This is a genomic window from Janthinobacterium sp. GW822-FHT07H11 (genome assembly GCF_058798615.1).
Genome location: NZ_CM179507.1, coordinates 72,718 through 94,202, shown reverse-complemented (window position 1 = coordinate 94,202; position 21,485 = coordinate 72,718). Strand labels below are relative to the sequence as shown.

Below are 21,485 nucleotides of genomic sequence, written 5' to 3'. Positions count from 1 at the left end.
TGCCGTTCTTTGGACGAAAAAAAAGGGCCTTGCGTGTGCAAGGCCCTTGGTCGGCTCAGCCTAGGTTGACACGGTCAACTTAGAACTTGTACTGGGCCGTGAAGTAGAACGAACGCATCATTGGATCGGCGTAGCGTGGATCGTAGCCAACCTGGTGACCGTTCGAGCTGCGCAGCGACAGTGGCGGAGCGCGGTCGAACAGGTTTTTGATGCCAGCGCGCAAGGTCGTCGACTTGCTGAACGCGTAGCGGCCCTGGAAGTCAACCGTCGTGTACGAAGGCACGTGCAGGCGGATTTTTTCCAGCTTGCTGGTGGCCAGGTCCATCACTTCGGCCGAAGCGTCGGTGTAGCCGTTGCGGTAGCTGACGATGACCGTGTTGGTCAGCTTGCCCGATTCCAGGCTCATGTTGAGCTTCATCAGGTTACGGAACGTGACGGCATCGGAAATGCCGTAGTAGTTCATGTTGTTGGTCCACTGATTCTTTGTACCTGGCACGGTGTAGTCGGCCTTGAGCATGTGGGTGCCGCTCAGGTTAGCCGTGAAGTTACCGATATCAAACTTCTTACGTGCCGTCATGTCCCAGTCGATACCGCGGTTATGCGTCTGGCCGATGTTCATCGACAGCGACTTGAACGCATAGTACGACTTGCCGGTCGTCGGTTCGAGGTAGGTGCCGAACAGGTCGCGGTACATGGCTGGATTGTTGAACGCCTGCGCTTCGCTCACGGCCGAGACCGCGTCAGTGATTTTGACGTCCCACAGGTCGGCGCCGAACGAGAATGCCGAGCTAGGTTCGACACGGAAACCGACGGTGAACTGTTTCGATTTTTCCGGCTTCAGGTTTTCATTACCACCAGCCATTTTATTGTATTGGCTGTTAGGGGCACGGCACAGCGCGTCGCCAGGGAACGGGCAATTCCAGTTCGCACCGGTAAAGCCGTTGTTGACCAGGGGTTGGCCAATGCTCAGCATGTCCGGAGCCTTGAAGCCCGTGCCGTAGGAGCCGCGCAGCAACAGTTGCTGCACTGGCTGCCAGCGCGCCGTGACCTTGTAGGTATTGGCGTTGGCGTCTTTGCCGATGGTCTTGTTAATCACGCCATTGTCGATCGCCGACACGGAATCATAGCGGCCGGCCAGGCTCACTTCCACCGTCTTGGTGATCGGTGCCAGCAACTCGGCGAAGACGCCGTAGGTCGAGCGGCTCAGGTCGTAGCGTGGCGAGGTGTTGAAGCCATAGATGGTGCTGGTGCTTGCGCCCGCATCCGGCGTCTGGCCGTAGTTGTACTCGCGGTAGTCGGCGCCAATACCGATGTTGGCTTTGCCGCCTGGCAAGGTGAACAGTTCGCGCGAACCGTGCGCATCGATGCCGCGCATGGTGGTCGATGCGGTGCGGATCGAGCCGTTGAATTGCGATTTGTTGATCAGCGCTTGCATTTCCGGCGAGGGCGTGCCGGCAGGCATGAAGGGATTGAACGCCGGATTCTTCAGCAGGGCCTTCATATCGGCCGTTTTCGCATAGCCACCGATGTAATGTTCGTTGATGGCATTTTGCGACCAGGTCAGGCCTGCATCGATGTTCCACGCGCCAATTTCGCCTTCGACGCCGATGACGAAGTGCTTGGTCTCGGTGACGGTGTTGGTGGTGCGGTTGCCCCAGTCGCTCATGCGGTAGTTGGCCGTCACGGACGTGATGTCCTTGACTTGCTCCGGCGTCAGGTAAGGCAGGACAAACTTGTTGTACTGCGCACCGTCAATGGCAATCGGGATTTGCACCGGGTTGGCCGAGATGCGCGCGGTCAGGTCATAGTGCGAGTAGGCGACTTCGGCAAACGCGTTCAGCGAGTCGTTGATTTTATAGGTGGCGCGGGTGAACAGGCTGTCGCGCTTCGATTCCGGCACGATTTCCACGGTGGAACCGCCATCGAAGCCGCAAGCGAGCTGGTTGGCTGCCAGAGGCGCATTGGTCTGGGCGCCACAATTCTTGTTCTTCGCCAGGTATGGATTGAAGAGGTAGTCGGCTTTGTCCTTGACGGACACGGTGGCGTTGGCTGGTGCCGTACTCGTGGCGGTCTTGTCGTAGACGTATTGTTTGCCGTTATGGCTCACTGGAATACGCGACGAACGGGCGAACGAGCGGTCGGTAGCGCGCAAGTTCGATTGCTCGTCATGGCGGTACGACAGCAGGACGTTGAAACGGTCTTCGTCGATGTCGCCGAAACCGTAGGTGATATTGGTATTCCAGGCGTTGCCGCCCTTGTCTTCCGGACCGCCGTAGGTGGCTTCCAGCGAGCCGCCTTGCTGGTTCTTCTTGAGAATGAAGTTAATCACGCCGGCAATGGCATCGGAACCGTACAGGGCCGAGGCGCCGTCGGTCAGCACTTCGACACGTTCAACCGCGCTCATCGGAATGGCGTTCAGGTTGACGGACGTGCCCGAGCCTTGTGGCGCGATGCGGCGGCCGTTCAGCAGGACCAGGGTGTAATCTTCGCCGATGTCATGGATCGAGGCGCTGGTGCGGCCACCGGAGTTGGTGCCTGCCGCGGCGGCGCCGACGGTAAAGCCTTGCATGGCGGGCAGGGCCTGGACCAGGTCGGCAACCGTGGTGGCGCCCGTTTTGGCGATCGCTTCCTGCGTCAGGCGCTGCACGGGCAGTGCGCCTTCGACGGCGATGCGCTTGATGCTCGAACCGGTAATTTCAACTTTTTGAATTGCTTCTTCCGCCATGGATTGGCCGGAGAACAAGACGCTACCTGCCAGTACGGTCAGGGCCAGGCGTACGCTGCGCACGCCAATTTTTTCTTTTAATGCCATTGTAACAATTACTCCGTAGTAGTTTTAATAACGACAAGCGGTACGCGAGCACCGGCATGGCCATCGGATAGATGGCCTGCGATGGCGTGTACGGTAGGCGGACACATGCCCGGGCGGGCATGGAAGACTACTTCGTGCAATATTGTTATAAATGCACTTTTAGCTTGTCGAGGCAAACATTATGTCGTCTCAGCAAGGAAAAAAGGACTTTCGCCGTGTTGAATTTGGCAAGAAATTGAACATACTGAAGAATATTTAATAATATGTAAAATATACAGTTTTATATTTTACAATATCAACGTTTTTAAAAATGATGAATGGCGTTTTTTTACAACACATAATTATTATCTTGGCAATTTGATGTTTGACCAATAATAATTTTCTCCATGATGTTGCATAGGAGAATTTTCGATGGACGAAAAAAAGCCCGCTGGAAGCGGGCTTGTCGAGGTGCTGCAGAGTGGAAATCAGGCGGTGTGCTTGCCTGCTTTTCTGCGGCGTGCCATGAAACCAACGAGGCCGAGGCCGGCGAGCATCATGGCGTATGTTTCCGGTTCAGGCACTGCGGCCACCGGTGAAGCGAAAGTACCGGTAAAGGTAGAGTAATTGCCATATTGGTTGCTGGCAGATTGTGCGGTCGCGGCGCCGTAGCCGAAGTAGGTGCTGATGCCAACGGTGTTGGCGCCAACGGCAACATTGCTCAAGGTAATGCTGAAATTCGCGGTCGAGCCTGGCGTGTACACGGCTTGCGTATATTGGCCCCACCAGGTGTAGGCCGCGTAGCCCGCTGGCGCGACCAGGTTTTGCGAGCCGTTGCCGCCCAGGTCGAGCTGGCTGCTGCTGCCTTGCGACCAGAAGCCAGGCGCGCCGTTCAAGGGGGCAGGGGCCGTGGAGCCGACCAGGATGGCCGAGACAGGGACGAAAATCGTGAAGCCGTCCAGGCCGGTCTGGCCGCCGATGCCCTGGTTATTGTTCAGGACACTGTAATCGAAGGTCCAGGTATTCGCGCCGGCGGCGGTGGCCGATGCGCTTACCGTGTATTCATTGGTGAGGTTGGTCGTCGCGTGCGCGGCGCCGCTCAGCGCAAACGCGGCGGCGATGGCGCCCAGTTGGAACAGTTGTGTGGCCGATTTGCGCTTGCTCATGATGGATTCCCAAAAAGGGGTTAGTCGATGAGGCAAATATAGCATTGAAGCAGGAGAAATAATTGCAATTATGAACAAATATATTGCTTTTTTGCTTGCAATATTTCTGTGCGGGAATTAATAGGGGTATTCCTTATACTCGTAGAAATATTGCACTGTCATTTTGTTGTTGCGCTGCGACGTTGTCGCAGCGCAATTTTCTTACAAGGGCTGGAACACGCCCGCCGCGCGGTTCTTTTGTACATTGTCCCAGGCAAAGATCTGGCCATTCATCGCCACATATACGCCTGCGGGCAAGGTTTGCGCCACGCCGCAGGCGAAGCCCAGGTTGAACAGGGCGTCGGAATTGTCGATCTCGTAGGGGATCATGGCGCCGGTCAGGATGATGGTCTGCTGCAATTGCGCCGCGCCCAGCACCTGCGCCGTTTCACGCATGGTGTCGGTGCCGTGGATGATGACGATGGCTTTTTCCTGGGCCGCGCGGCACGAGGCCAGCACGCGCTGGCGGTCGGCATCCTGCATGTCGAGCGAGTCGAGCAGGGGCAATTGCTCCAGTGCCACGGGTGCCGTCATGCGCGCGCGTGCGATCGCCGCCGGCAAATGACTATCGGAAAAGCCCAGGGTCCCGTTCAATTCGTTGTAGTGCTTGTCGAAAGTGCCGCCGGTGGCGAGTATGCGCAAAGTCATGATGTGGTCACGATGTCAGTGGAGAATGACGCGCATGATAGCGTGGATTGTGTCCTTTGCGTGAATGGCGGGCCGGTGCGGATCGCACCTGGAAAATTCGGCCATCTGTGAGTACACTTGTTACTTTGTTCGCCCACCGGCCCGACTTATTCCGCATGAAAGCGCTCGCTCCCGGCACCGTCATCTTTCACCGCCACCGTGGTTATGGCGTGATCACGGCCGTCAATCTGCTGACGGGCTGGATCGCGGCGCGTTTCGGCAGCGAGGCGCGCACGCTGGACTTGAATCTGTCGACCGATGACGTGCAGTTTGCCGATGGCGAGGCGATCCTGTTTCGCCGCGCGCCGCCCGACCGCATGCCGCATGCGCGCCTGATGGCCATGGTGCGCGAGCTGCACCAGGCCGGCTATCAAAAACTGTATCTGTATTCGTGGCCGAAACCGTCGGGCCTGCACTGGCGCTGGCATCTGTTCACGGGGCCGCGCGACTGGATGCAGCGGCCGTGGCGCGAAGGCTGGTATGGCTCGGGCGCCGATTACAACGTCAATCCTGTGATGGGCTGGGGCGATACGCCGGGCGCCTCTACCGGCGAGCTGATCGACGCGCTGGCCCGTTTCGACCCGCAGGGACTGGCGCAGGCGCTGGGCTGCGACGAGGACCACGCGGCCTGGTTCGCGCACGTCTGCGACGCCTTGCTGCCGAACTATATGTACAGCCTGGACATGCAGCGCGCCGATGGTGCGCCCTTGGCCGACATGCCGCCCGTGCCCGTCATCGGCGTGCGCGCCGGCGTGGCGCCGTACACCGGCCGGCAAATCGCCTGGCCGCCCGGCTGGGCCGGCCTGTGGCGGGGGACGCACGTGCTGCCCGCGCCCGCCATCCGCCTCACGGGCGAGCCGGACTTGTTGAAGGGCTTTCAGCGCTCCTGAGGGGCTTGCCGCGCGTGCGCCAGCACTTCCGGATTGAGCAGGCGCGTGCATTGACCCTGCGCAAAGTCGACGATGTTTTGCAAGGCATAGCGGAAATACAGCTCGTAGCTGTCACGCTCGACGTAGCCCAGGTGTGGCGTGGCCAGCACGTTCGGCAGCCGCAGCAATGGCGAGCCGGGCGGCAAGGGTTCATCCGTAAACACGTCCAGCGCGGCCGCGCCCGGGCGCCCCTGCTGCAGCGCCGCTTCCAGCGCGCCCTCGGCCACCAGCTCGGCGCGGCTGGTGTTGACGAACAGGGACGTCGGCTTCATGCGCGCCAGGTCCTCGCTTGTGACCAGGCCGCGCGTCGTGTCGGACAGGCGCAGGTGCAGGCTCAAGACGTCGGCCTGCTCGAAGAAGGCGGCACGCGATGCCGCCGCCGTATCGCCGGCCGCCACGGCCGCCGCGCGGCTCGCTTCGCTGCCCCACACGAGGATGGTCATGCCGAAGGCACGGCCATAGCCGGCAATCAATTGGCCGATCTTGCCGTAGCCCCAGATCGCCAGGGTGCGCCCCTTCAATACCGTGCCGAGCGTGTTGCGCTGTGGTTCCAGCGACGAGGTCTGCCACAGCCCTTCCTGTAAATGTTGCGCGTACGGCACGATCTTGCGCTGCGCCGCCATGATCAGCGCCCACGTCAGTTCGGCCGGCGCCGTGGGCGAGCCGATGCCTTCCGCGATGGCGATGCCCAGCTCGGTGGCGGCCGCCACGTCGATGTGTCCGCTGACCTTGCCCGTTTGCGAAAGCAGTTTCAGGTTCGGCAGTTTCGACAGCAGCGCGCGGTTGAAACTGCTGCGTTCGCGGATCAGCACCAGCGCGTCGAACGGCGCCAGGCGGATGGCCAGCTGGCCCAGTCCCCGTGCCGTGTTGCTGAATACTTTGACCTCGTGGCCATCGAGCAATTTGAAACAGTCGAGGGTGCGCACGGCATCCTGATAATCATCGAGTATGGCAATTTTCATGGTGGATCAGCGATTTTAGTGAGGATTTGGTAGGGAAATAACAGGATACGGGAAATGCTGAATAGCCTACTACATTAGTCAAGCTATTCTCCTACATTTTTGCGAGAATAGCTGTTTTGCGGGTGTACAATCGCCGGCACTTTTGAAGCTTCCTGATTATCGTTATAGCGCAAACTGTTCTTGCAGCCTGGGTGCATGATCCAGGTAAATGACCCTCAGAGCCCTGCCCGCGTGAGCACCCCGCGCGCAGTGAGCCGCAGCCACCTCTCAACGATGCTGCCTGTCTTGCCGGAATGACCAGAATTTCTTTTATTGGTATTGGAGGTAATATGAATCAGCCCGTCATGGGTGGCGTCGCCGCACTCAACGTCCCAGCTTATATTAAACAACAGAAACTGATCAACTGGGTGGCCGATATTGCCGCGCTGACCAAGCCTGAGCGTATCTATTGGTGCGATGGCTCGCAGGAAGAGTACGAGCGCCTGTGTGCCGAGATGGTTGCCAGCGGCACCATGAAAAAACTCAACGCCGAAAAGCGCCCGAATTCCTACCTGGCCTGCTCCGACCCGAGCGACGTGGCCCGCGTCGAAGACCGCACGTATATCTGCTCGGCAACGAAAGAAGCGGCCGGCCCGACGAATAACTGGACCGAACCTGGTGAAATGCGCCACACCCTGAACGGCCTGTTCGACGGCTGCATGCGCGGCCGTACCATGTATGTCGTGCCATTCTCGATGGGTCCGCTCGGTTCGCCGATCGCCCACATCGGCGTGGAACTGTCCGATTCGCCGTATGTCGCCGTCAACATGAAGATCATGACCCGCATGGGCCGTGCCGTGTACGACGTGCTGGGCACGGATGGCGAGTTCGTGCCGTGCGTGCACAGCGTGGGCGCGCCGCTGGCGGCCGGCCAGCAAGACGTGAAATGGCCGTGCAACAGCACCAAGTACATCGTGCATTTCCCGGAAACGCGCGAAATCTGGTCCTTCGGTTCTGGCTACGGCGGCAACGCCCTGCTGGGCAAGAAATGCTTCGCCCTGCGCATCGCCTCGAACATGGGTTACCAGGAAGCGCAAGCGTCCGACAGCAATCCGGGCTGGCTGGCCGAACACATGCTGATCCTCGGCGTGGAATCGCCGGAAGGCAAGAAGCATTACGTGGCGGCGGCGTTCCCCTCGGCTTGCGGCAAGACCAACTTTGCCATGCTGATCCCGCCGGCAAGTTTCAATGGCTGGAAAGTGACCACCATCGGCGACGATATCGCCTGGATCAAGCCCGGTGCCGATGGCCGTTTGTACGCCATCAATCCGGAAGCCGGCTACTTCGGCGTGGCGCCAGGCACCAACGAAAAAACCAATTACAACTGTATGGCGTCGATGCGTGACAACACGATCTTCACCAACGTGGCGCTGACGGACGATGGCGATGTCTGGTGGGAAGGTTTGACGAAAGAGGCACCAAGCCACCTGATCGACTGGCAGGGCAAGGACTGGACGCCGGCGTCCGGCACCAAGGCGGCGCATCCGAATGCGCGCTTCACTGTTGCTGCTACGCAAAACCCCGTGATCGACGCTGCCTGGGACGATCCGGCCGGCGTGCCGATCTCGGCCTTCATCTTCGGTGGCCGCCGCTCCACCACCGTGCCGCTGGTGACGGAAGCGCGCAACTGGGTCGAGGGCGTGTACATGGCTGCCACCATGGGTTCGGAAACGACGGCCGCGGCCGTGGGCCAGATGGGCGTCGTGCGCCGCGATCCATTTGCCATGTTGCCGTTTATCGGCTATAACATGAGCGATTACTTCCAGCACTGGCTGGACATGGGCGTCAAGGTGGGCAAGGTCAACCCGGCGGCCCTGCCGAAGATCTATTGCGTCAACTGGTTCCGCACGGACGAGGCAGGCAAGTTCGTCTGGCCTGGCTTTGGCGACAATATGCGCGTGCTCAAGTGGATGCTGGAGCGTATCGAAGGCAAGGCGGGCGGCGTGGAAAACCTGTTCGGCACGACGCCGCAGTATGGCGACCTGAACTGGGATGGCTTGCCATTCACGCAAGCACAGTTCGACACCATCACCTCGATCGACAAGGCCGCGTGGGTGGAAGAATTGAAATTGCATACGGAGTTGTTTGAAAAACTCGCGTATCATCTGCCGCAAGAATTGGCAGATCACAAGGCGGCGCTGGAAACGCGGCTGAGTGCGTAAATAAGTTAGCGTAAAGCGGCACCTGGCCAGCGTGGCGCGCCGCGCAGTAGCTTGTCAGGTGTCGAGAGTTGTAGTGGGGGAGAAACACGCCGGCGAAGACTGGCGTGCGATAAATGACACGCCGGCAATGACTGGGGTGCTAGCAAGAAGAGAAACGGCGCGGATTGCATGAGCAATCCGCGCCGTTTTTTATTGCGCTGCTATTGTTACTGCTTGAGCAACGGCCCCAGGTATTTCCCCGTCACGCTGGCAGGGTTGATGGCCACGTCTTCCGGCGTGCCCGTGGCGATGATCTGGCCGCCGCCGGCGCCCCCTTCCGGACCCAGGTCGACGATCCAGTCGGCCGTCTTGATGACGTCCAGGTTGTGCTCGATGATGACGAGGGTGTTGCCCTGGTCGCGCAGGCGGTGCATGACTTTCAGCAGCAAGTCGATGTCGTGGAAGTGCAAGCCCGTCGTCGGTTCATCGAGGATGTACAGGGTGCGGCCCGTGTCGCGCTTGGACAGTTCCAGCGACAGTTTTACGCGCTGCGCTTCGCCGCCGGACAAGGTGGTGGCGCTCTGGCCCAGCTTGATGTAGCCGAGGCCCACGTCGAGCAGGGTTTGCAGCTTGCGCGCGATCAAGGGCACGGGCTTGAAGAATACATGCGCCTCTTCCACCGTCATGCCCAGCACTTCCGTGATGTTCTTGCCCTTGTATTGCACTTCCAGCGTTTCGCGGTTGTAGCGCTTGCCGTGGCACACGTCGCACGGCACGTAGACGTCGGGCAGGAAATGCATCTCGACCTTGATCACGCCATCGCCCTGGCACGCTTCGCAGCGGCCGCCCTTGACGTTGAACGAGAAGCGGCCCGCGCTGTAACCGCGCTCCTTGGCCGTCGGCACGGTGGAGAACAGGTCGCGGATCGGCGTAAACAAGCCCGTGTACGTGGCGGGATTCGAGCGCGGCGTGCGGCCGATCGGCGCCTGATCGACGGAAATGACCTTGTCGAAATGTTCCAGGCCGCTGATCGATTCGTGCGGCGCCGGTTCCGTCTGCGAGCCGTACAGATGGCGCGACAGGGCAGGATATAAAGTATCGTTGACCAGCGACGATTTGCCCGAGCCGGATACGCCAGTGACGCAGGTCATCAGGCCCACCGGCAAGCTCAGCGATACCTTTTTCAGGTTGTTGCCCGTCGCGCCAGTAATCACCAGCTGCTTTTCCGGATTGCTGGCGTGGCGCTTGGCCGGCACGGCGATCTTCAGCTTGCCGTTCAGGTATTGCGCCGTCAGCGATTTCTTGTTCTTGAGAATGTCGGACAAGGTGCCTTCGGCGATGATTTCGCCACCGTGCACGCCCGCGCCGATGCCCATGTCGACAATGTAGTCGGCCGTGCGGATCGCGTCTTCATCATGCTCGACCACCAGCACGCTGTTGCCGATGTCGCGCAAGTGTTTCAAGGTTTCGATCAGGCGGTCATTATCGCGCTGATGCAAGCCGATCGACGGTTCATCGAGCACATACATGACGCCCGTCAAACCGGAACCGATTTGCGACGCCAGCCGGATGCGCTGTGCTTCGCCGCCGGACAGGGTGTCGGCGCTGCGGTCCAGCGACAGGTAGTCGAGGCCCACATTGTTGAGGAATTTCAGGCGCGAAATGATTTCCTTGACGACCCTGTCGGCGATCTCTTTCTTGGCGCCCGTCAGTTTCAGCTTTTCAAAGAATTCCAGCGTCTCGCGCAGCGGTTTGCCCGCCACTTCATAGATGGCGCGCTGCTGCTTGCCGGTGCCCACCTTGACGAAGCGCGCTTCCACGCGCAGGCGCGCGCCATCGCAGGACGGGCAGCATTTTTCATTGATGAACTTGGCCAGTTCTTCCTTGACGGCCATCGAGTCCGTCTCGCGGTAGCGGCGCTGCAGATTGTTGACCACGCCTTCGAACGTGTGTTCCTTGATGACGGTGCGGCCCCGCTCATTGACATAGCTGAACGGAATCACTTGCTTGCCGGAACCGTACAGCACGGCTTGCTGGGCATTCAGTGCCAGCTGTTCGAACGGCATGTCCAGGTCGAACTCGTAGTAGGCGGCCAAATTCGACAGCATCTGGAAGTAAAACTGGTTGCGGCGGTCCCAGCCCTTGACGGCACCCGAGGCCAGCGACAGGTTCGGGAACGCGACGATGCGTTTCGGGTCAAAGAATTCAATGTGTCCGAGGCCGTCGCATTCCGGGCAGGCGCCCATGGGGTTGTTGAACGAGAACAGACGCGGTTCCAGTTCCTGCAGGGAATAGCCACACACATTGCAGGCGAACTTGTTGGAGTACACATGTTCCTGGGCGGTATCCATTTCGTAGGCGATGGCGCGGCCGTCGGCCAGGCGCAGGGCCGTCTCGAAACTTTCCGCCAGGCGCTGCTTGATCTCCTGGTTCACCTTGACCCGGTCGATGACGACGTCGATCGTGTGCTTTTCCGTTTTCTTTAATTTCGGGAGGTCATCGACTTCATAGATCTTGGCCGCATGCGTGCCACTCTGCACGCGAAAGCGCACGAAGCCCTGCGCCTGCATCTGCTCGAACAGGTCCACGTGTTCGCCCTTGCGGTTGGCGACGACGGGCGCCAGTATCATCAGCTTGGTGTCTTCCGGCATGGCCAGCACGGCATCGACCATTTGTGACACGGACTGGGCGGCCAGAGCGTTTTCCGGGTGGTCGGGGCAGTAGGGCGTGCCCACGCGCGCATACAGCAGGCGCAGGTAGTCGTGGATTTCCGTTACGGTGCCCACGGTCGAGCGCGGGTTGTGCGAGGTTGCCTTCTGTTCGATGGAGATGGCCGGCGATAAGCCTTCGATCAGGTCGACGTCCGGCTTTTCCATCAGTTGCAGGAACTGGCGCGCGTAGGCCGACAGCGATTCGACATAGCGGCGCTGGCCTTCCGCGTACAGGGTGTCGAAGGCCAGCGAGGACTTGCCGGAGCCGGACAGGCCGGTAATCACGATCAGCTTATTGCGCGGCAAATCGAGATTGATATTCTTGAGGTTATGCGTGCGAGCGCCGCGAATGCGGATCTGTTCCATGTGATTGCCTTGCTTTCAGTGAGTGGTGCGGCCGGCGCATTGCGGCTGAGCGCGGATGGGCAGCCACGACGGGTCAACCTGTTACTATAGCCGGGTTTGGATCTGCATGCCTGTGGCGGCCGAGGGCGGATGGCACCGCCAGGCGGGCGTGCCCTGACAAAGCTTGATACAGATGCGTGCAGAAGTTTAGACACTGTATATAATACCAGTATTCAAGTTTCTTGTTTTCACCTGCCGTGAAAAAAACAGGGTGCCGCACGGTAGATGGCGTCGGCCAGAAAGCGGATGCTTTGCACCGCCTGGTCGCTTATAATCCTCGTTTGGTAAAAAATCTCATGCGCGCGAGTTCCGGCTCCCGCAGCCGTTCATCAGGAGTTATTCATGGCATCAGTCAACAAAGTCATCATCGTCGGCAATCTGGGCCGTGACCCGGAAATCCGCTACATGCCTAGCGGCGACGCGATCGCCAACATCGCCGTGGCCACTTCGTACAAATCGAAGGACCGCAACACGGGCGAGCAAAAAGAATTGACAGAGTGGCACCGCATTTCGTTCTTCGGCCGCCTGGCCGAAATCGTCGGTCAATACCTGAAAAAAGGTTCGTCGGTCTACGTCGAAGGCCGTCTGCAAACCCGTAAATACACGGACAAGGACGGCGTCGAGAAGTATGCCACCGACATCATCGCGGAACAGATGCAAATGCTGGGCGGCCGTTCCGGCATGGGCGGCGACGCCGGCGGTGGCGATGACAGCTACGGTGGCGGTGGCGGCTACGAAGCCCCGGCCCCGCGCCAGGCACCGGCCCCGCGTCCAGCTCCGGCACCGGCACCACGCCCGGCACCGAAGCCAGCACCGAACTTCTCGGACATGGATGACGATATTCCGTTCTGAGATCGAGTAGTCGCTAATGTGTAAACTAAGCCCTGTAGATCATTGATCTAGCAGGGCTTTTTTGTTGTTTGCCCCATTTTTTGACAACTGCCCGAGCATGCATACAAGCTGATATATACAAGCTGATATTTTCCTGCGTAATCATGCGTCAACAATGGATGCGCTCAAAGGCAGACAAAGCATCTGTTCCCGATCCGGCGATGAGAGCTCGTCGGTTTTTATTCGCCATGTTCGCTGATGACGGTATCTGCCTTGCGGAACGAGCACAGCCCCATGCCATGTGACGTGAAACGAAGTCGGGACATGATGTTGATCTGCTGCGATTGGCAGACAACAGAAAAGAGCGCCGCATGGTTACGACAAAGATAATCGGCGCGATAAAAGGTATTCACCCTCCATTCTCCACCTGCGATGGCGCAATGGCCTGACAGCATTGCAGGCGCCGCGGCTGCTTGCCGGTATTGCCGCACACTCCATAGAAAATCCCTGCGCCAATACTGTAGATGTGGATAAAAACAGCGCATGAATTCAATGGCCGGAAAACCGCCATTCTATCGATGGCAGCATCAAGGCTGCAGTTCGCGCATTGAATCGAAAGAACAAGGTAAAAAAGTCATATCGTTATTAAAAAAACTTACTTGTTACTGTATGGAAATGCCATTAATATACAATCAACAGTTGGCGTAAATAATATCAAAAAACTTCACTTTTTTATGACTGCTCATCCGGCTTGCTGATTAAGCGGCGCGACTTTCATTGAAGGCTGGAAGCATTATTGGATAGCAAGCCATTCAGGTACTTTATGCCGCGACAGGCGCAAAGTAATAATAAGCAGTTTTAAAAATGGCAGCCGTCACGGAAAACCCTTTTTACGCTGAAGTCTAGTCGGGGAATGGCGCCGGCGACTTGGTGAATCGCGTATGGCATGCCATATCAGGCCGGGCGATCAGCGTTGCCAGCACGGGCATGGCACAGGCGCTATTGTTGCTTGTCGCCTACGCCACTGTCGCTAGCAATGTTGCGGCCGCCGGCATCACTGGAACGCCAGCGTCCGGCCTGGCGAACGCAGTGCTCATGTCTTGTCCCGCTCATGACGGCGGCAGCCTTGCCTGCGGTCAACGCATCAGGCTGCATCACGATGCCTATCCCTATCAAAAACATGGTCCGCAAACAGGGTGATGCTGATGCCGTTAACTGCCGAAGTCCGGGATGACGGCTGCACCCAAGCTTCCCGCACGAATAAGAACGTCCTTTTCTGGAGAAAAATATGTCCGCCTTTAGTAGCCATGCCCTCGCATTGCGCGGGCTCAGCAAAAGATTTGATCGGCCCGTAGTGGATGCGCTGGATCTTGACGTGCGGCGCGGGGAAATCTACGCGCTGCTGGGCGCTAACGGCGCAGGCAAGACCACCACCCTGCGCATGGCCACCGGACTGCTAATGCCCGATGCCGGCAGTGTGCATATCTTCGGGGTCGATTTGCACGCCCAGCCAGAGGCGGCGAAACGGCCGCTGGCCTATTTGCCCGATGAACCTTTGCTGTATGGCAAGCTCACCGCGCTGGAATATCTGGTCTTTATGGCTGGTCTATGGCATATGCCCGCCGCCCCCGCGGCCGCTGCTGCGGATGGTTTATTGGCTCTGCTTGGGCTCGCCCCCCACGCACACGAGTTGACTGAAAGCTATTCCCGCGGCATGAAACAGAAATTGGCGCTCGCCGGCGCGCTGATTCACCAACCCGAGCTGATTGTTCTGGACGAGCCGCTCACCGGACTCGATGCCCACGCCGCGCGCCAGGTCAAGGACCTGTTACAGCGCCATACCGCGAGCGGCGGCACCGTCGTCATGACCACGCATATTCTCGAGGTGGCGGAGCGCATGGCCGACCGTATCGGCATTCTGCAACACGGTCGCCTTATCGGCGAGGGCAGTCTTGAGCAATTGCGGACCCAGGCGCAGCAGCACGATGCCTCGCTAGAAGATGTGTTCCTGCGCCTGACGGAGAGCAGTCATGAAACCGCCGTCTGAGGTATGCTCGCTGCGCCCGGGAGGGGCGCCCTGGCTGATGCGACACGAACTGCGCTTGTTTGTCGCTGACTCGGCTACGGCCGTCGGCCGCGCCCTGCAACGCGCCCCCGAGCGGCGTGCGCTGCCTGTGGCCATTCTGGGGTGGCTGGCAACGGTGTACCTGGTACTGCATGTGGTTGCATGGAGCGCGCTACCGAGCCTGCCATACTGGCGCCCAACGGAGAGTATCGGACAACTTCATCTCGACGGTGCAGCCGCTGCCGTGCTGTTCATCCTGATGCTGTCGGCCGCGATGATACGTTGCGTACATGTGATGTATGCCCGCAATGACCTTGATCTCCTGCTGTGCGCTCCCGTGCCTGGCGTCACCCTCCTGCGCGCGCGCCTGGGCGGCGTGGTCCTGGGCACGCTGCTGCTGGTACTGTTCCTGGTGAGCCCGATAATTCATATCGGTCTGTTGACTGGGCGGCCACGCTTGCTGGCACTGTATCCGGCACTGCTTGCGATGGCCACTATCGCAGCTAGTTGCGGCATGATGATCACCATCGAGCTCGCCCGACTGATCGGGCCACGCCGCACCGCCATTGTTGCGCAGGTACCGGGTACTGTCGTGGTGGTGGGACTGTATCTGATGCCCAAATTACAGGATGTTATCCCCGCCGGCATCGAGACCACGTTAGGCAAGCTGCTGGAGGACGGCGCCATGCTTGGAGCGTCCAGCCCGCTCTGGCTGCCAGTGCAAGCGCTGCAGGGCAGCCCGCTCGCCCTGATGCTGTTTTGTCTTGCCGCGCTCGGGCTGGCACATGTTGCCACCATGCTGCTCCAGCACCGCTTCCTGCACACCCTGCAGCGGGGACGCAGTGCGTCGCGCCGAAGGCCCGGCCTCGGGTTCGGGATCAGCCTGCGCTTCGGCCACAGCACGGGCAAGTTGTTGTTGTGCAAAGAGTGGCTGCTTATTTTGCGCCAGCCCATGTTGTGGAGCCAACTAGCCGCCAAGTCAGCCTGGCTGGTCGTGGTCTTTGTGGCGGCCGGCACCGACAGCCTTCGCCCCGTCGTGATTGCCGCCCTCATTGTGTATGCCACTGCGGCATTGGCCGGCACCCTGACGCGCCTGATTGAGTCCGGCGAACAGGCGTGGGATGTGCTCGCATCGTCGCCGACGGCGCCAGCCATGATCGGTGCTGCCAAGCGCCGGGCGGCCCTGCTACCGGCGTTGTTACTGAGCATGCCTGCAGCGCTGTGGCTGGGCACCGCCGATCCGACGCTGGGGATATTGACAGCCATCGCCGTGGCCGGCGCATGCGGCTCTGCCAACCGTCTCAACCGAACGCGCGCAATGGCCTCAAACAGGCAGGACCGCGCTTCGGCCCCGCCAATGGTGACTTCACTGTGGGAAGTGCTGAGCAACGCCGTGTGGGTGCTCCTGCTGGTGATCGCCCATGCGATCCTTGGATGATCCAGGACCCTTGTCACATGCTGTCATGCCGACAGGGGGCACTTGCCAGCATCCGCATGCCCGACTATTTTCCGGCACAGCGCAGGCGGCGGCCACACCGTCGCCTGCCACCTTGCTTCCGCACGCGCTGGCCGCAGCTAATCGCGCAGGCCGATATCGAGCGTGTAGCTGGCCACCGCATTCCTGCGCGCCGCGTTGCGCATCAGGTAGACCTGCACCGTGTACTCGCCATCGGCCGGCAGTCTTGCCTGGTAGCTGTTGCCGCCAGACGAGCCGACGAACAGCGCTTCTTCCTGGCCTGCCTGGCGGATGTTGAAGTAATTTGATGGCTGCTTGCTCTTCAGCTTGACGCTGAGGTTCTGGCCGGCCTTGCCCGTCAGCGTGTATTCGGCCGTGGCATAGCCCTTGATCTTGCCTTTCACGCTGCGCGCGGTGCTGCCCGCCGCCAGTTGCACGCTTTCTTTGTGGACAGCGTCAGTACTCCAGGCGGGCGTGGTGAAGACGAGCGCCGCCAGCAGCAGGCTGGCGCGGATGGGTAGTGGATAAGGTGGCATGCGGTGTTTCCTCCTGACGCTTGAATCAAATATGGCCGATGGCAATGCCTTGCATCTTACGCCAGTCGCCGCGTTTTGCCCGTACGCCCGGGCTGCCGGCGCCTCGTCCGGGCGGCTTCCTTGATTTTTCTTGACCTGCGTGCTTTTTGCGGGGTGCGCACGCTTCATGATGCGGCGAAATCGCATTTTCAGGTAGGCTGAAGCGTCTCTTCGATGTGGAACCGGCCGCGGGCGCCGTTGCGCCCCGCCGGTTTTGCAGCTCTTCTCCCTGTACTGAAAGGAACGCAGAATGGGTATTTCCGGAAAAGTCGCGCTGGTCACGGGTGCCGCGCAAGGCATCGGCAAGGCCATCGCCTTGCGCCTGGCCAAGGATGGCGCCGATATCGCGCTGGTCGATCTGAACCAGGACAAGCTGGACGCGGCGGCCGCCGAAGTGCGCGCGCTGGGCCGCCGCGCCGTCACCTTCATCGCCGACGTGTCGCAGCTGGAGCAGGTCAGCGCGGCGGTGGCATTTGCCGAAAAGGAATTGAATGGCTTCGACATCATCGTCAACAATGCCGGCATCGCGCAAGTGCAGCCGCTGCTCGAGGTGACGCCAGACGAGGTCGACCGCATCATGCGCATCAATGTGCAGGGTACCTTGTGGGGCATCCAGGCGGCCGCCAAGATGTTCAAGGCGCGCCGGCAGAAGGGCAAGATCATCAATGCCTGTTCCATCGCCGGGCATGACGGCTTCGCCCTGCTGGGCGTGTATTCGGCCACCAAGTTTGCCGTACGCGCGCTGACGCAGGCGGCGGCCAAGGAACTGGCGGCCGATGGCATCACGGTCAACGCGTATTGCCCCGGTGTCGTCGGTACCGACATGTGGGTCGAGATCGACAAGCGCATGGCTGAACTGACTGGCGCCGAGCTGGGCGCGACGTATCAAAAATACGTGGATGGCATCGCGCTGGGACGCGCCGAGACGCCGGAAGACGTGGCGGGGCTGGTCTCTTTCCTGGCGGGGCCGGACGCGGACTATATGACGGGCCAGGCGCCGCTGATCGATGGTGGGCTCGTGTACCGTTGAGGGATTGATCGGGCATAAAAAAAACAGGCCGCGCCATCGGTGATAGCGCGGCCTGTTTGCGTTGGATCAAGGTTTAATTGAAGCTGACTTCCTTGCGGTTGTCGCGCGAGACCCGGTCGATCATCTTGTTGTAGGGATCGACGCCCACTTCAAATGGTTTTTCCTTCACCGTGATCGTGATGACCGGGTCGCTGCCGGACAGGACGCGCTTGTCCGTGAACAAGACTTTCTCGTCCTTTTCCTTGGCCCCCGGGGCACGCGCGAAGATGGCGATTTCCACCGGCTCGTCATAGACGCGCGCGCTTTCCTTGCCCTTGCCGTCGGACTCCAGCTTGGCCAGGTGCAATGTCATGCTGACATCCCACTGGCCATCCGGGCGCTTGACGGCCGACGCTTGCGTCACGCGGTTGTCGTAGAAGACGATCTTCTCGAACAGGTCCGTGATCAGGGCCTGCTTGTCCTGCGGCGCTTCGGCGCGGATATACGCCAGCAATTCAAGCGTGGTGGTGAACGGCGCCTGCTGGTAGCCCTTGTCCTGCAGATAGCGTTTCAGGGCACGGTTCAGCGCTTCCTCGCCGATCTCGTCGCGCAGGCGGTAGAACACCAGGCTGCCCTTGCGGTAGTGGATGTATTGCTGTCCTTCCACGCGCGCCAGCGGCAGTTCCTCGATGGCTTCACCGCCGCGCCCGCTCAGGTAGCGGTCCAGTTCATAGCGCAGGAAGCGGCGCATCTTGTCGCGGCCATACGCTTTTTCCATCACCATCAGGGCCGAGTATTGCGACAGCGACTCCATCAGCATGGTGGCGCCCTGCACGTTGGCGCCGATCACCTGGTGGCCCCACCACTGGTGCGCCATTTCATGCGCCGTGACGTAAAACACGTAATCGATGTCTTCCTTGTCGCGCAGGTCGGCGATGAAGCCTATGCCTTCCGAATACGGAATGGTATTGGCGAACGACTGGGCAAAGCTGGCGTAGGCGGGGAATTCCAGGATGCGCACCTGCTTGTGCTGGTAGGGCGTGAATTGCGTGGTGTAATAGTCGAGCGATTTTTGCACGGAGGTAATCATGCGATCCGTGTTGTAGCCGTGCTTCCTGTCGAAATAGATCTCGATCGGCACGCCGTGCCATTCGCCCTTCTTCACTTCCCAGCGGGCCGACAGGTAGGCGAAGAACGGCATCATCGGCTGGTCCATCTTGTAGCGGTAATAGCGGCGGCCATCGTGTTCCCAGCTTTTCTGCAGGTAGCCGGGCGCCAGGGCGATCTGCCCGCCACTGGTGGAAACGGTGGTGTCGAAATTGATCCAGTCCGCCTCCGCGCCAAAGACGGTGTTGCCATAGGCGGCGGTGTCTTCCCGCTTGGCCATGCGCTGCGGTTCGCCCAGGCCCCGCTTGCGGCGCTCATTGCGGTCCAGCAACTCCATCTCCTTCGCATAGCCGAAGTGGGGGAAGAAGGCATGGTTGTTGAAGAAGCTGCCGTTCAGGTTGACCTGGTCAGGCTTGCCGCTGTTGCTAAAGCCCGCATGCGTGACGGCCACCGTGAAGTCCAGCGGCAAGGTAGCGCCCGGCGCCAGGGGCTGGGCCAGCTTGAGGATGCTGAAGCCGAGTTCCTTGTCGTCCAGTTCGACCTTGTGCGCCGGCAAGTTCAACCAGTGCGTCTCCAGCTCGGGGTCGAGCTGGATGCGCAGGGTGTCGAGCGCTTGCGTGGTCTTGTTTTGCAGCACATAGTGGCCTTTGATCAACACCTTCCTTTGCTCAGGATAAATATCCACATTGGCCTGGATGTCGGTGATCTTCAACTGTGGCAAGTTCTGGTACTGGCGATACTGTTTTTCGTATCGCGCCTGCTTGTCCATGCCCGCGTCCGAGGTTTCGTACCGGTTCAGCACATTCGTGTTGTAGAAGATCCAGCCGCCCGTGCCCATCCAGCCCAGCAGGACCACGGCCAGCGCGGCGCCCGCGCTGCCTTGCAGGCGCTGGCCCGCCAAGCGCAGGCGCGCGCGCCAGTCGGCGCACAGGCCGCGTACCCAGAAAGCGCGCGCCAGCATCACCAGCGCCACGGTAAACAGGCTCCAGTACAGCGCATACCAGGACCAGCCCGTCAGGAAGTGGCCATAACCGTTCATGTCCGAATACTGGATGGTCGGCATGCTGGCGAAGTTGTACAGCCTATGCTCGAAGTCCAGCATGCCGAGCACGCCCTGCGCCACCATCAGCACGATCACCAGCAGGTAGCCGATGAATTTATTGTTCGACAGCACTTGCAGGGTGAGCGCGCACAAGCCCATCAGCACGAAGAAGAGGGCGCCCAGCAAGCTGCCCTGCAGGTACAGCGCCAGTTCCACCGGCGCGCCTCCCTTGAACAGCTGGAAACCGATGGCCGTGAGGACGCCCGCCAGCAGGTAGCCGGCGATCACGCCGACCAGGGCCGTGCACTTGGCCAGCAGGGGAACCCAGTCCGGCACGGGCATGGCATCGCTGACATCGGCGATCTTGACTTGCCGCTCCTTGAAGATCAGTTCGCCCGCATAAAACGTCACGATGATAATCAGCAGGAAGCTGAAGCTGTTGCTGATGTGCTGCAGCATCAGGTGCGTCACCGGATACACGGCCGTGCCGAACATCTTGTCGGCCACGCTGGCGCCGGCGACCAGGTTCATCATGCCGAACAGCAGCATCACCATGAACGGCACGCTCCTGAAGACGCTGGCGGCATCGAAGCGCAGGATCTGCCAGCATTGGCGCCAGGCGGTTGCCGGCGTAAAAGCGGGAACGCGGCGCGGCAGTTGCAGCGGCGCCATGACGGCGGGGGCGGATGCCTGCACCTTGTTCTTGCCGAACAGGCGCTTGCCCGTGCCCGTGCGTTGCGGCTTGAACAGGATGACGGTGGCGGCGAACAGCAGCGCCGTGATGCCCAGCCATAACAGGCGGTTGGCCAGCAGGAAGCCGGACAATGGCGGCAGGCTGGCATTCGCTTCGACGGATGTGAAATAACGCGTCATGCGGCCAAACGCGCGCACGCCGAAGGGGTCGAGCAGCACGGCCACCCATTCATTGTTGATGTCGCGCGTAAACACGCCGGCCATGGCCCACAGCAGGAAGAAACCCAGCACGCCGACGTACACGAGCATCATCGAGCGCGTGGTGGCCGCCAGCAGCATCAGCAGGGCGCCGATGAAGAGCATGTTGGGGATCACCATGACGGCGAAGCTCCACGCATAGGTGTGCAGCGAAAACGGTCCCACGCGCTGCGCATCGACCCACGGCATGATGGGGCCGAGCATGGTGCCAAGGGCGATGCAGGCAAAGATCGCCAGGCAGGCGATGAAGCCGGCGGCGAAGCGCCCGAACAGGTAATCGCGCTTGCGCATGGGGGTGGCGAACAGCATGTCGGCCATGCCGAATTCGCTGTCGCGCAGCACGGCGCCGGCGATGAAGACGGTGACGAGAAACATCGACAGCAGGCTGAAGATGCCCAGCATCTGCGCCACCACGGTGGGCGCATTGCGGTTGATGTTGCCGATGGCGCCGCCGATCTGCACGGAATCGCTGGTGGTGGCGCCAAAGGCCATCAGGGCCATGATGATGGCGAATACCCACAGCAGCGGCTGTTTCAGCTGGTAGACCACGTCAAACTTGAAGAACTCCTTCCACATGGC

General features: G+C 60.2%; 14 protein-coding genes. 6 read left to right on the top strand and 8 right to left on the bottom strand.

Translation table 11 applies throughout. The features are described 5' to 3' along the window. Nucleotides 1-79: 79 nt before the first annotated feature. From AC3RCJ_RS00385 to AC3RCJ_RS00375, 3 genes are all read right to left on the bottom strand, one after another. The gene (locus AC3RCJ_RS00385) at nt 80-2,788 is read right to left on the bottom strand and encodes a TonB-dependent receptor (protein WP_492961328.1); all 2,709 of its coding nucleotides are present in this window, start codon (nt 2,786-2,788) and stop codon (nt 80-82) included. Nucleotides 2,789-3,279: 491 nt separating this feature from the next. Next, nucleotides 3,280-3,957 carry a PEPxxWA-CTERM sorting domain-containing protein gene (locus tag AC3RCJ_RS00380; protein ID WP_492961326.1) on the bottom strand — a complete coding sequence of 226 codons (678 nt, stop codon included), beginning with the start codon at nt 3,955-3,957 and terminating at the stop codon, nt 3,280-3,282. A 201-nt stretch (nt 3,958-4,158) separates the two neighbouring features. After that, a complete protein-coding gene (locus AC3RCJ_RS00375; RefSeq protein WP_492961324.1) occupies nt 4,159-4,644 on the bottom strand; it encodes an asparaginase domain-containing protein in 486 nt (161 codons plus the stop codon). 155 nt (nt 4,645-4,799) lie between these two features. Here AC3RCJ_RS00375 and AC3RCJ_RS00370 point away from each other — a divergent pair, with 155 nt between their 5' ends. Then, entirely contained in the window at nt 4,800-5,573 is a 774-nt protein-coding gene (locus tag AC3RCJ_RS00370) for an L-asparaginase (protein ID WP_492961322.1), read from the top strand. On the opposite strand, the gene AC3RCJ_RS00365 is transcribed toward AC3RCJ_RS00370, so the two are convergent. Further along, complete coding sequence (locus AC3RCJ_RS00365) at nt 5,561-6,574, bottom strand: D-2-hydroxyacid dehydrogenase family protein (protein WP_492961320.1); 1,014 nt, start codon at nt 6,572-6,574, stop codon at nt 5,561-5,563. The two genes, AC3RCJ_RS00370 and AC3RCJ_RS00365, sit on opposite strands and share 13 nt — an antisense overlap. 329 nt (nt 6,575-6,903) lie before the next feature. Here AC3RCJ_RS00365 and AC3RCJ_RS00360 point away from each other — a divergent pair, with 329 nt between their 5' ends. Continuing rightward, entirely contained in the window at nt 6,904-8,775 is a 1,872-nt protein-coding gene (locus tag AC3RCJ_RS00360; RefSeq protein ID WP_492961318.1) for a phosphoenolpyruvate carboxykinase (GTP), read from the top strand. A gap of 206 nt (nt 8,776-8,981) precedes the next feature. On the opposite strand, the gene uvrA is transcribed toward AC3RCJ_RS00360, so the two are convergent. After that, a complete protein-coding gene (uvrA, locus tag AC3RCJ_RS00355) occupies nt 8,982-11,831 on the bottom strand; it encodes an excinuclease ABC subunit UvrA (RefSeq protein ID WP_492961316.1) in 2,850 nt (949 codons plus the stop codon). A 381-nt stretch (nt 11,832-12,212) separates the two neighbouring features. Between uvrA and ssb the strand changes: the two genes are divergently transcribed. Further along, a complete protein-coding gene (gene ssb, locus AC3RCJ_RS00350; RefSeq protein ID WP_034781209.1) occupies nt 12,213-12,722 on the top strand; it encodes a single-stranded DNA-binding protein in 510 nt (169 codons plus the stop codon). Between the two features lie 218 nt (nt 12,723-12,940). On the opposite strand, the gene AC3RCJ_RS00345 is transcribed toward ssb, so the two are convergent. Next, complete coding sequence (locus tag AC3RCJ_RS00345; RefSeq protein ID WP_492961314.1) at nt 12,941-13,156, bottom strand: hypothetical protein; 216 nt, start codon at nt 13,154-13,156, stop codon at nt 12,941-12,943. 833 nt (nt 13,157-13,989) lie between these two features. On the opposite strand from AC3RCJ_RS00345, the gene AC3RCJ_RS00340 reads away from it, so the two are divergent. Next, nucleotides 13,990-14,748, top strand: coding sequence for an ABC transporter ATP-binding protein (locus AC3RCJ_RS00340; protein ID WP_492961312.1), 759 nt, complete (start codon nt 13,990-13,992; stop codon nt 14,746-14,748). Further along, on the top strand, nt 14,732-16,204 hold the full coding sequence (locus tag AC3RCJ_RS00335; protein ID WP_492961310.1) for a hypothetical protein: 1,473 nt from the start codon (nt 14,732-14,734) through the stop codon (nt 16,202-16,204). Before AC3RCJ_RS00340 ends, AC3RCJ_RS00335 begins: the two co-directional genes overlap by 17 nt. 137 nt (nt 16,205-16,341) lie before the next feature. Here AC3RCJ_RS00335 and AC3RCJ_RS00330 read toward each other — a convergent pair whose 3' ends face one another. Further along, nucleotides 16,342-16,758: a hypothetical protein gene (locus AC3RCJ_RS00330; protein WP_492961309.1), complete on the bottom strand. Its 417-nt coding sequence runs from the start codon at nt 16,756-16,758 to the stop codon at nt 16,342-16,344. A 289-nt stretch (nt 16,759-17,047) separates the two neighbouring features. Between AC3RCJ_RS00330 and AC3RCJ_RS00325 the strand changes: the two genes are divergently transcribed. Beyond that, the gene (locus AC3RCJ_RS00325; RefSeq protein WP_492961307.1) at nt 17,048-17,827 is read left to right on the top strand and encodes an acetoin reductase; all 780 of its coding nucleotides are present in this window, start codon (nt 17,048-17,050) and stop codon (nt 17,825-17,827) included. Between the two features lie 73 nt (nt 17,828-17,900). Here the strand turns inward: AC3RCJ_RS00325 and AC3RCJ_RS00320 are convergent, their stop codons facing one another. Beyond that, the gene (locus tag AC3RCJ_RS00320) at nt 17,901-21,482 is read right to left on the bottom strand and encodes a M1 family aminopeptidase (RefSeq protein WP_492961305.1); all 3,582 of its coding nucleotides are present in this window, start codon (nt 21,480-21,482) and stop codon (nt 17,901-17,903) included. Nucleotides 21,483-21,485: the final 3 nt, after the last annotated feature.

Coding starts and splice junctions, on each gene's coding strand:
- AC3RCJ_RS00380 (WP_492961326.1), bottom strand. CDS start 3,957: ATGAGCAAGCGCAAATCGGCCACACAACTGTTCCAACTGGGCGCCATC.
- AC3RCJ_RS00375 (WP_492961324.1), bottom strand. CDS start 4,644: ATGACTTTGCGCATACTCGCCACCGGCGGCACTTTCGACAAGCACTAC.
- AC3RCJ_RS00370 (WP_492961322.1), top strand. CDS start 4,800: ATGAAAGCGCTCGCTCCCGGCACCGTCATCTTTCACCGCCACCGTGGT.
- AC3RCJ_RS00365 (WP_492961320.1), bottom strand. CDS start 6,574: ATGAAAATTGCCATACTCGATGATTATCAGGATGCCGTGCGCACCCTC.
- AC3RCJ_RS00360 (WP_492961318.1), top strand. CDS start 6,904: ATGAATCAGCCCGTCATGGGTGGCGTCGCCGCACTCAACGTCCCAGCT.
- uvrA (WP_492961316.1), bottom strand. CDS start 11,831: ATGGAACAGATCCGCATTCGCGGCGCTCGCACGCATAACCTCAAGAAT.
- ssb (WP_034781209.1), top strand. CDS start 12,213: ATGGCATCAGTCAACAAAGTCATCATCGTCGGCAATCTGGGCCGTGAC.
- AC3RCJ_RS00345 (WP_492961314.1), bottom strand. CDS start 13,156: ATGCTGTCAGGCCATTGCGCCATCGCAGGTGGAGAATGGAGGGTGAAT.
- AC3RCJ_RS00340 (WP_492961312.1), top strand. CDS start 13,990: ATGTCCGCCTTTAGTAGCCATGCCCTCGCATTGCGCGGGCTCAGCAAA.
- AC3RCJ_RS00335 (WP_492961310.1), top strand. CDS start 14,732: ATGAAACCGCCGTCTGAGGTATGCTCGCTGCGCCCGGGAGGGGCGCCC.
- AC3RCJ_RS00330 (WP_492961309.1), bottom strand. CDS start 16,758: ATGCCACCTTATCCACTACCCATCCGCGCCAGCCTGCTGCTGGCGGCG.
- AC3RCJ_RS00325 (WP_492961307.1), top strand. CDS start 17,048: ATGGGTATTTCCGGAAAAGTCGCGCTGGTCACGGGTGCCGCGCAAGGC.
- AC3RCJ_RS00320 (WP_492961305.1), bottom strand. CDS start 21,482: ATGTGGAAGGAGTTCTTCAAGTTTGACGTGGTCTACCAGCTGAAACAG.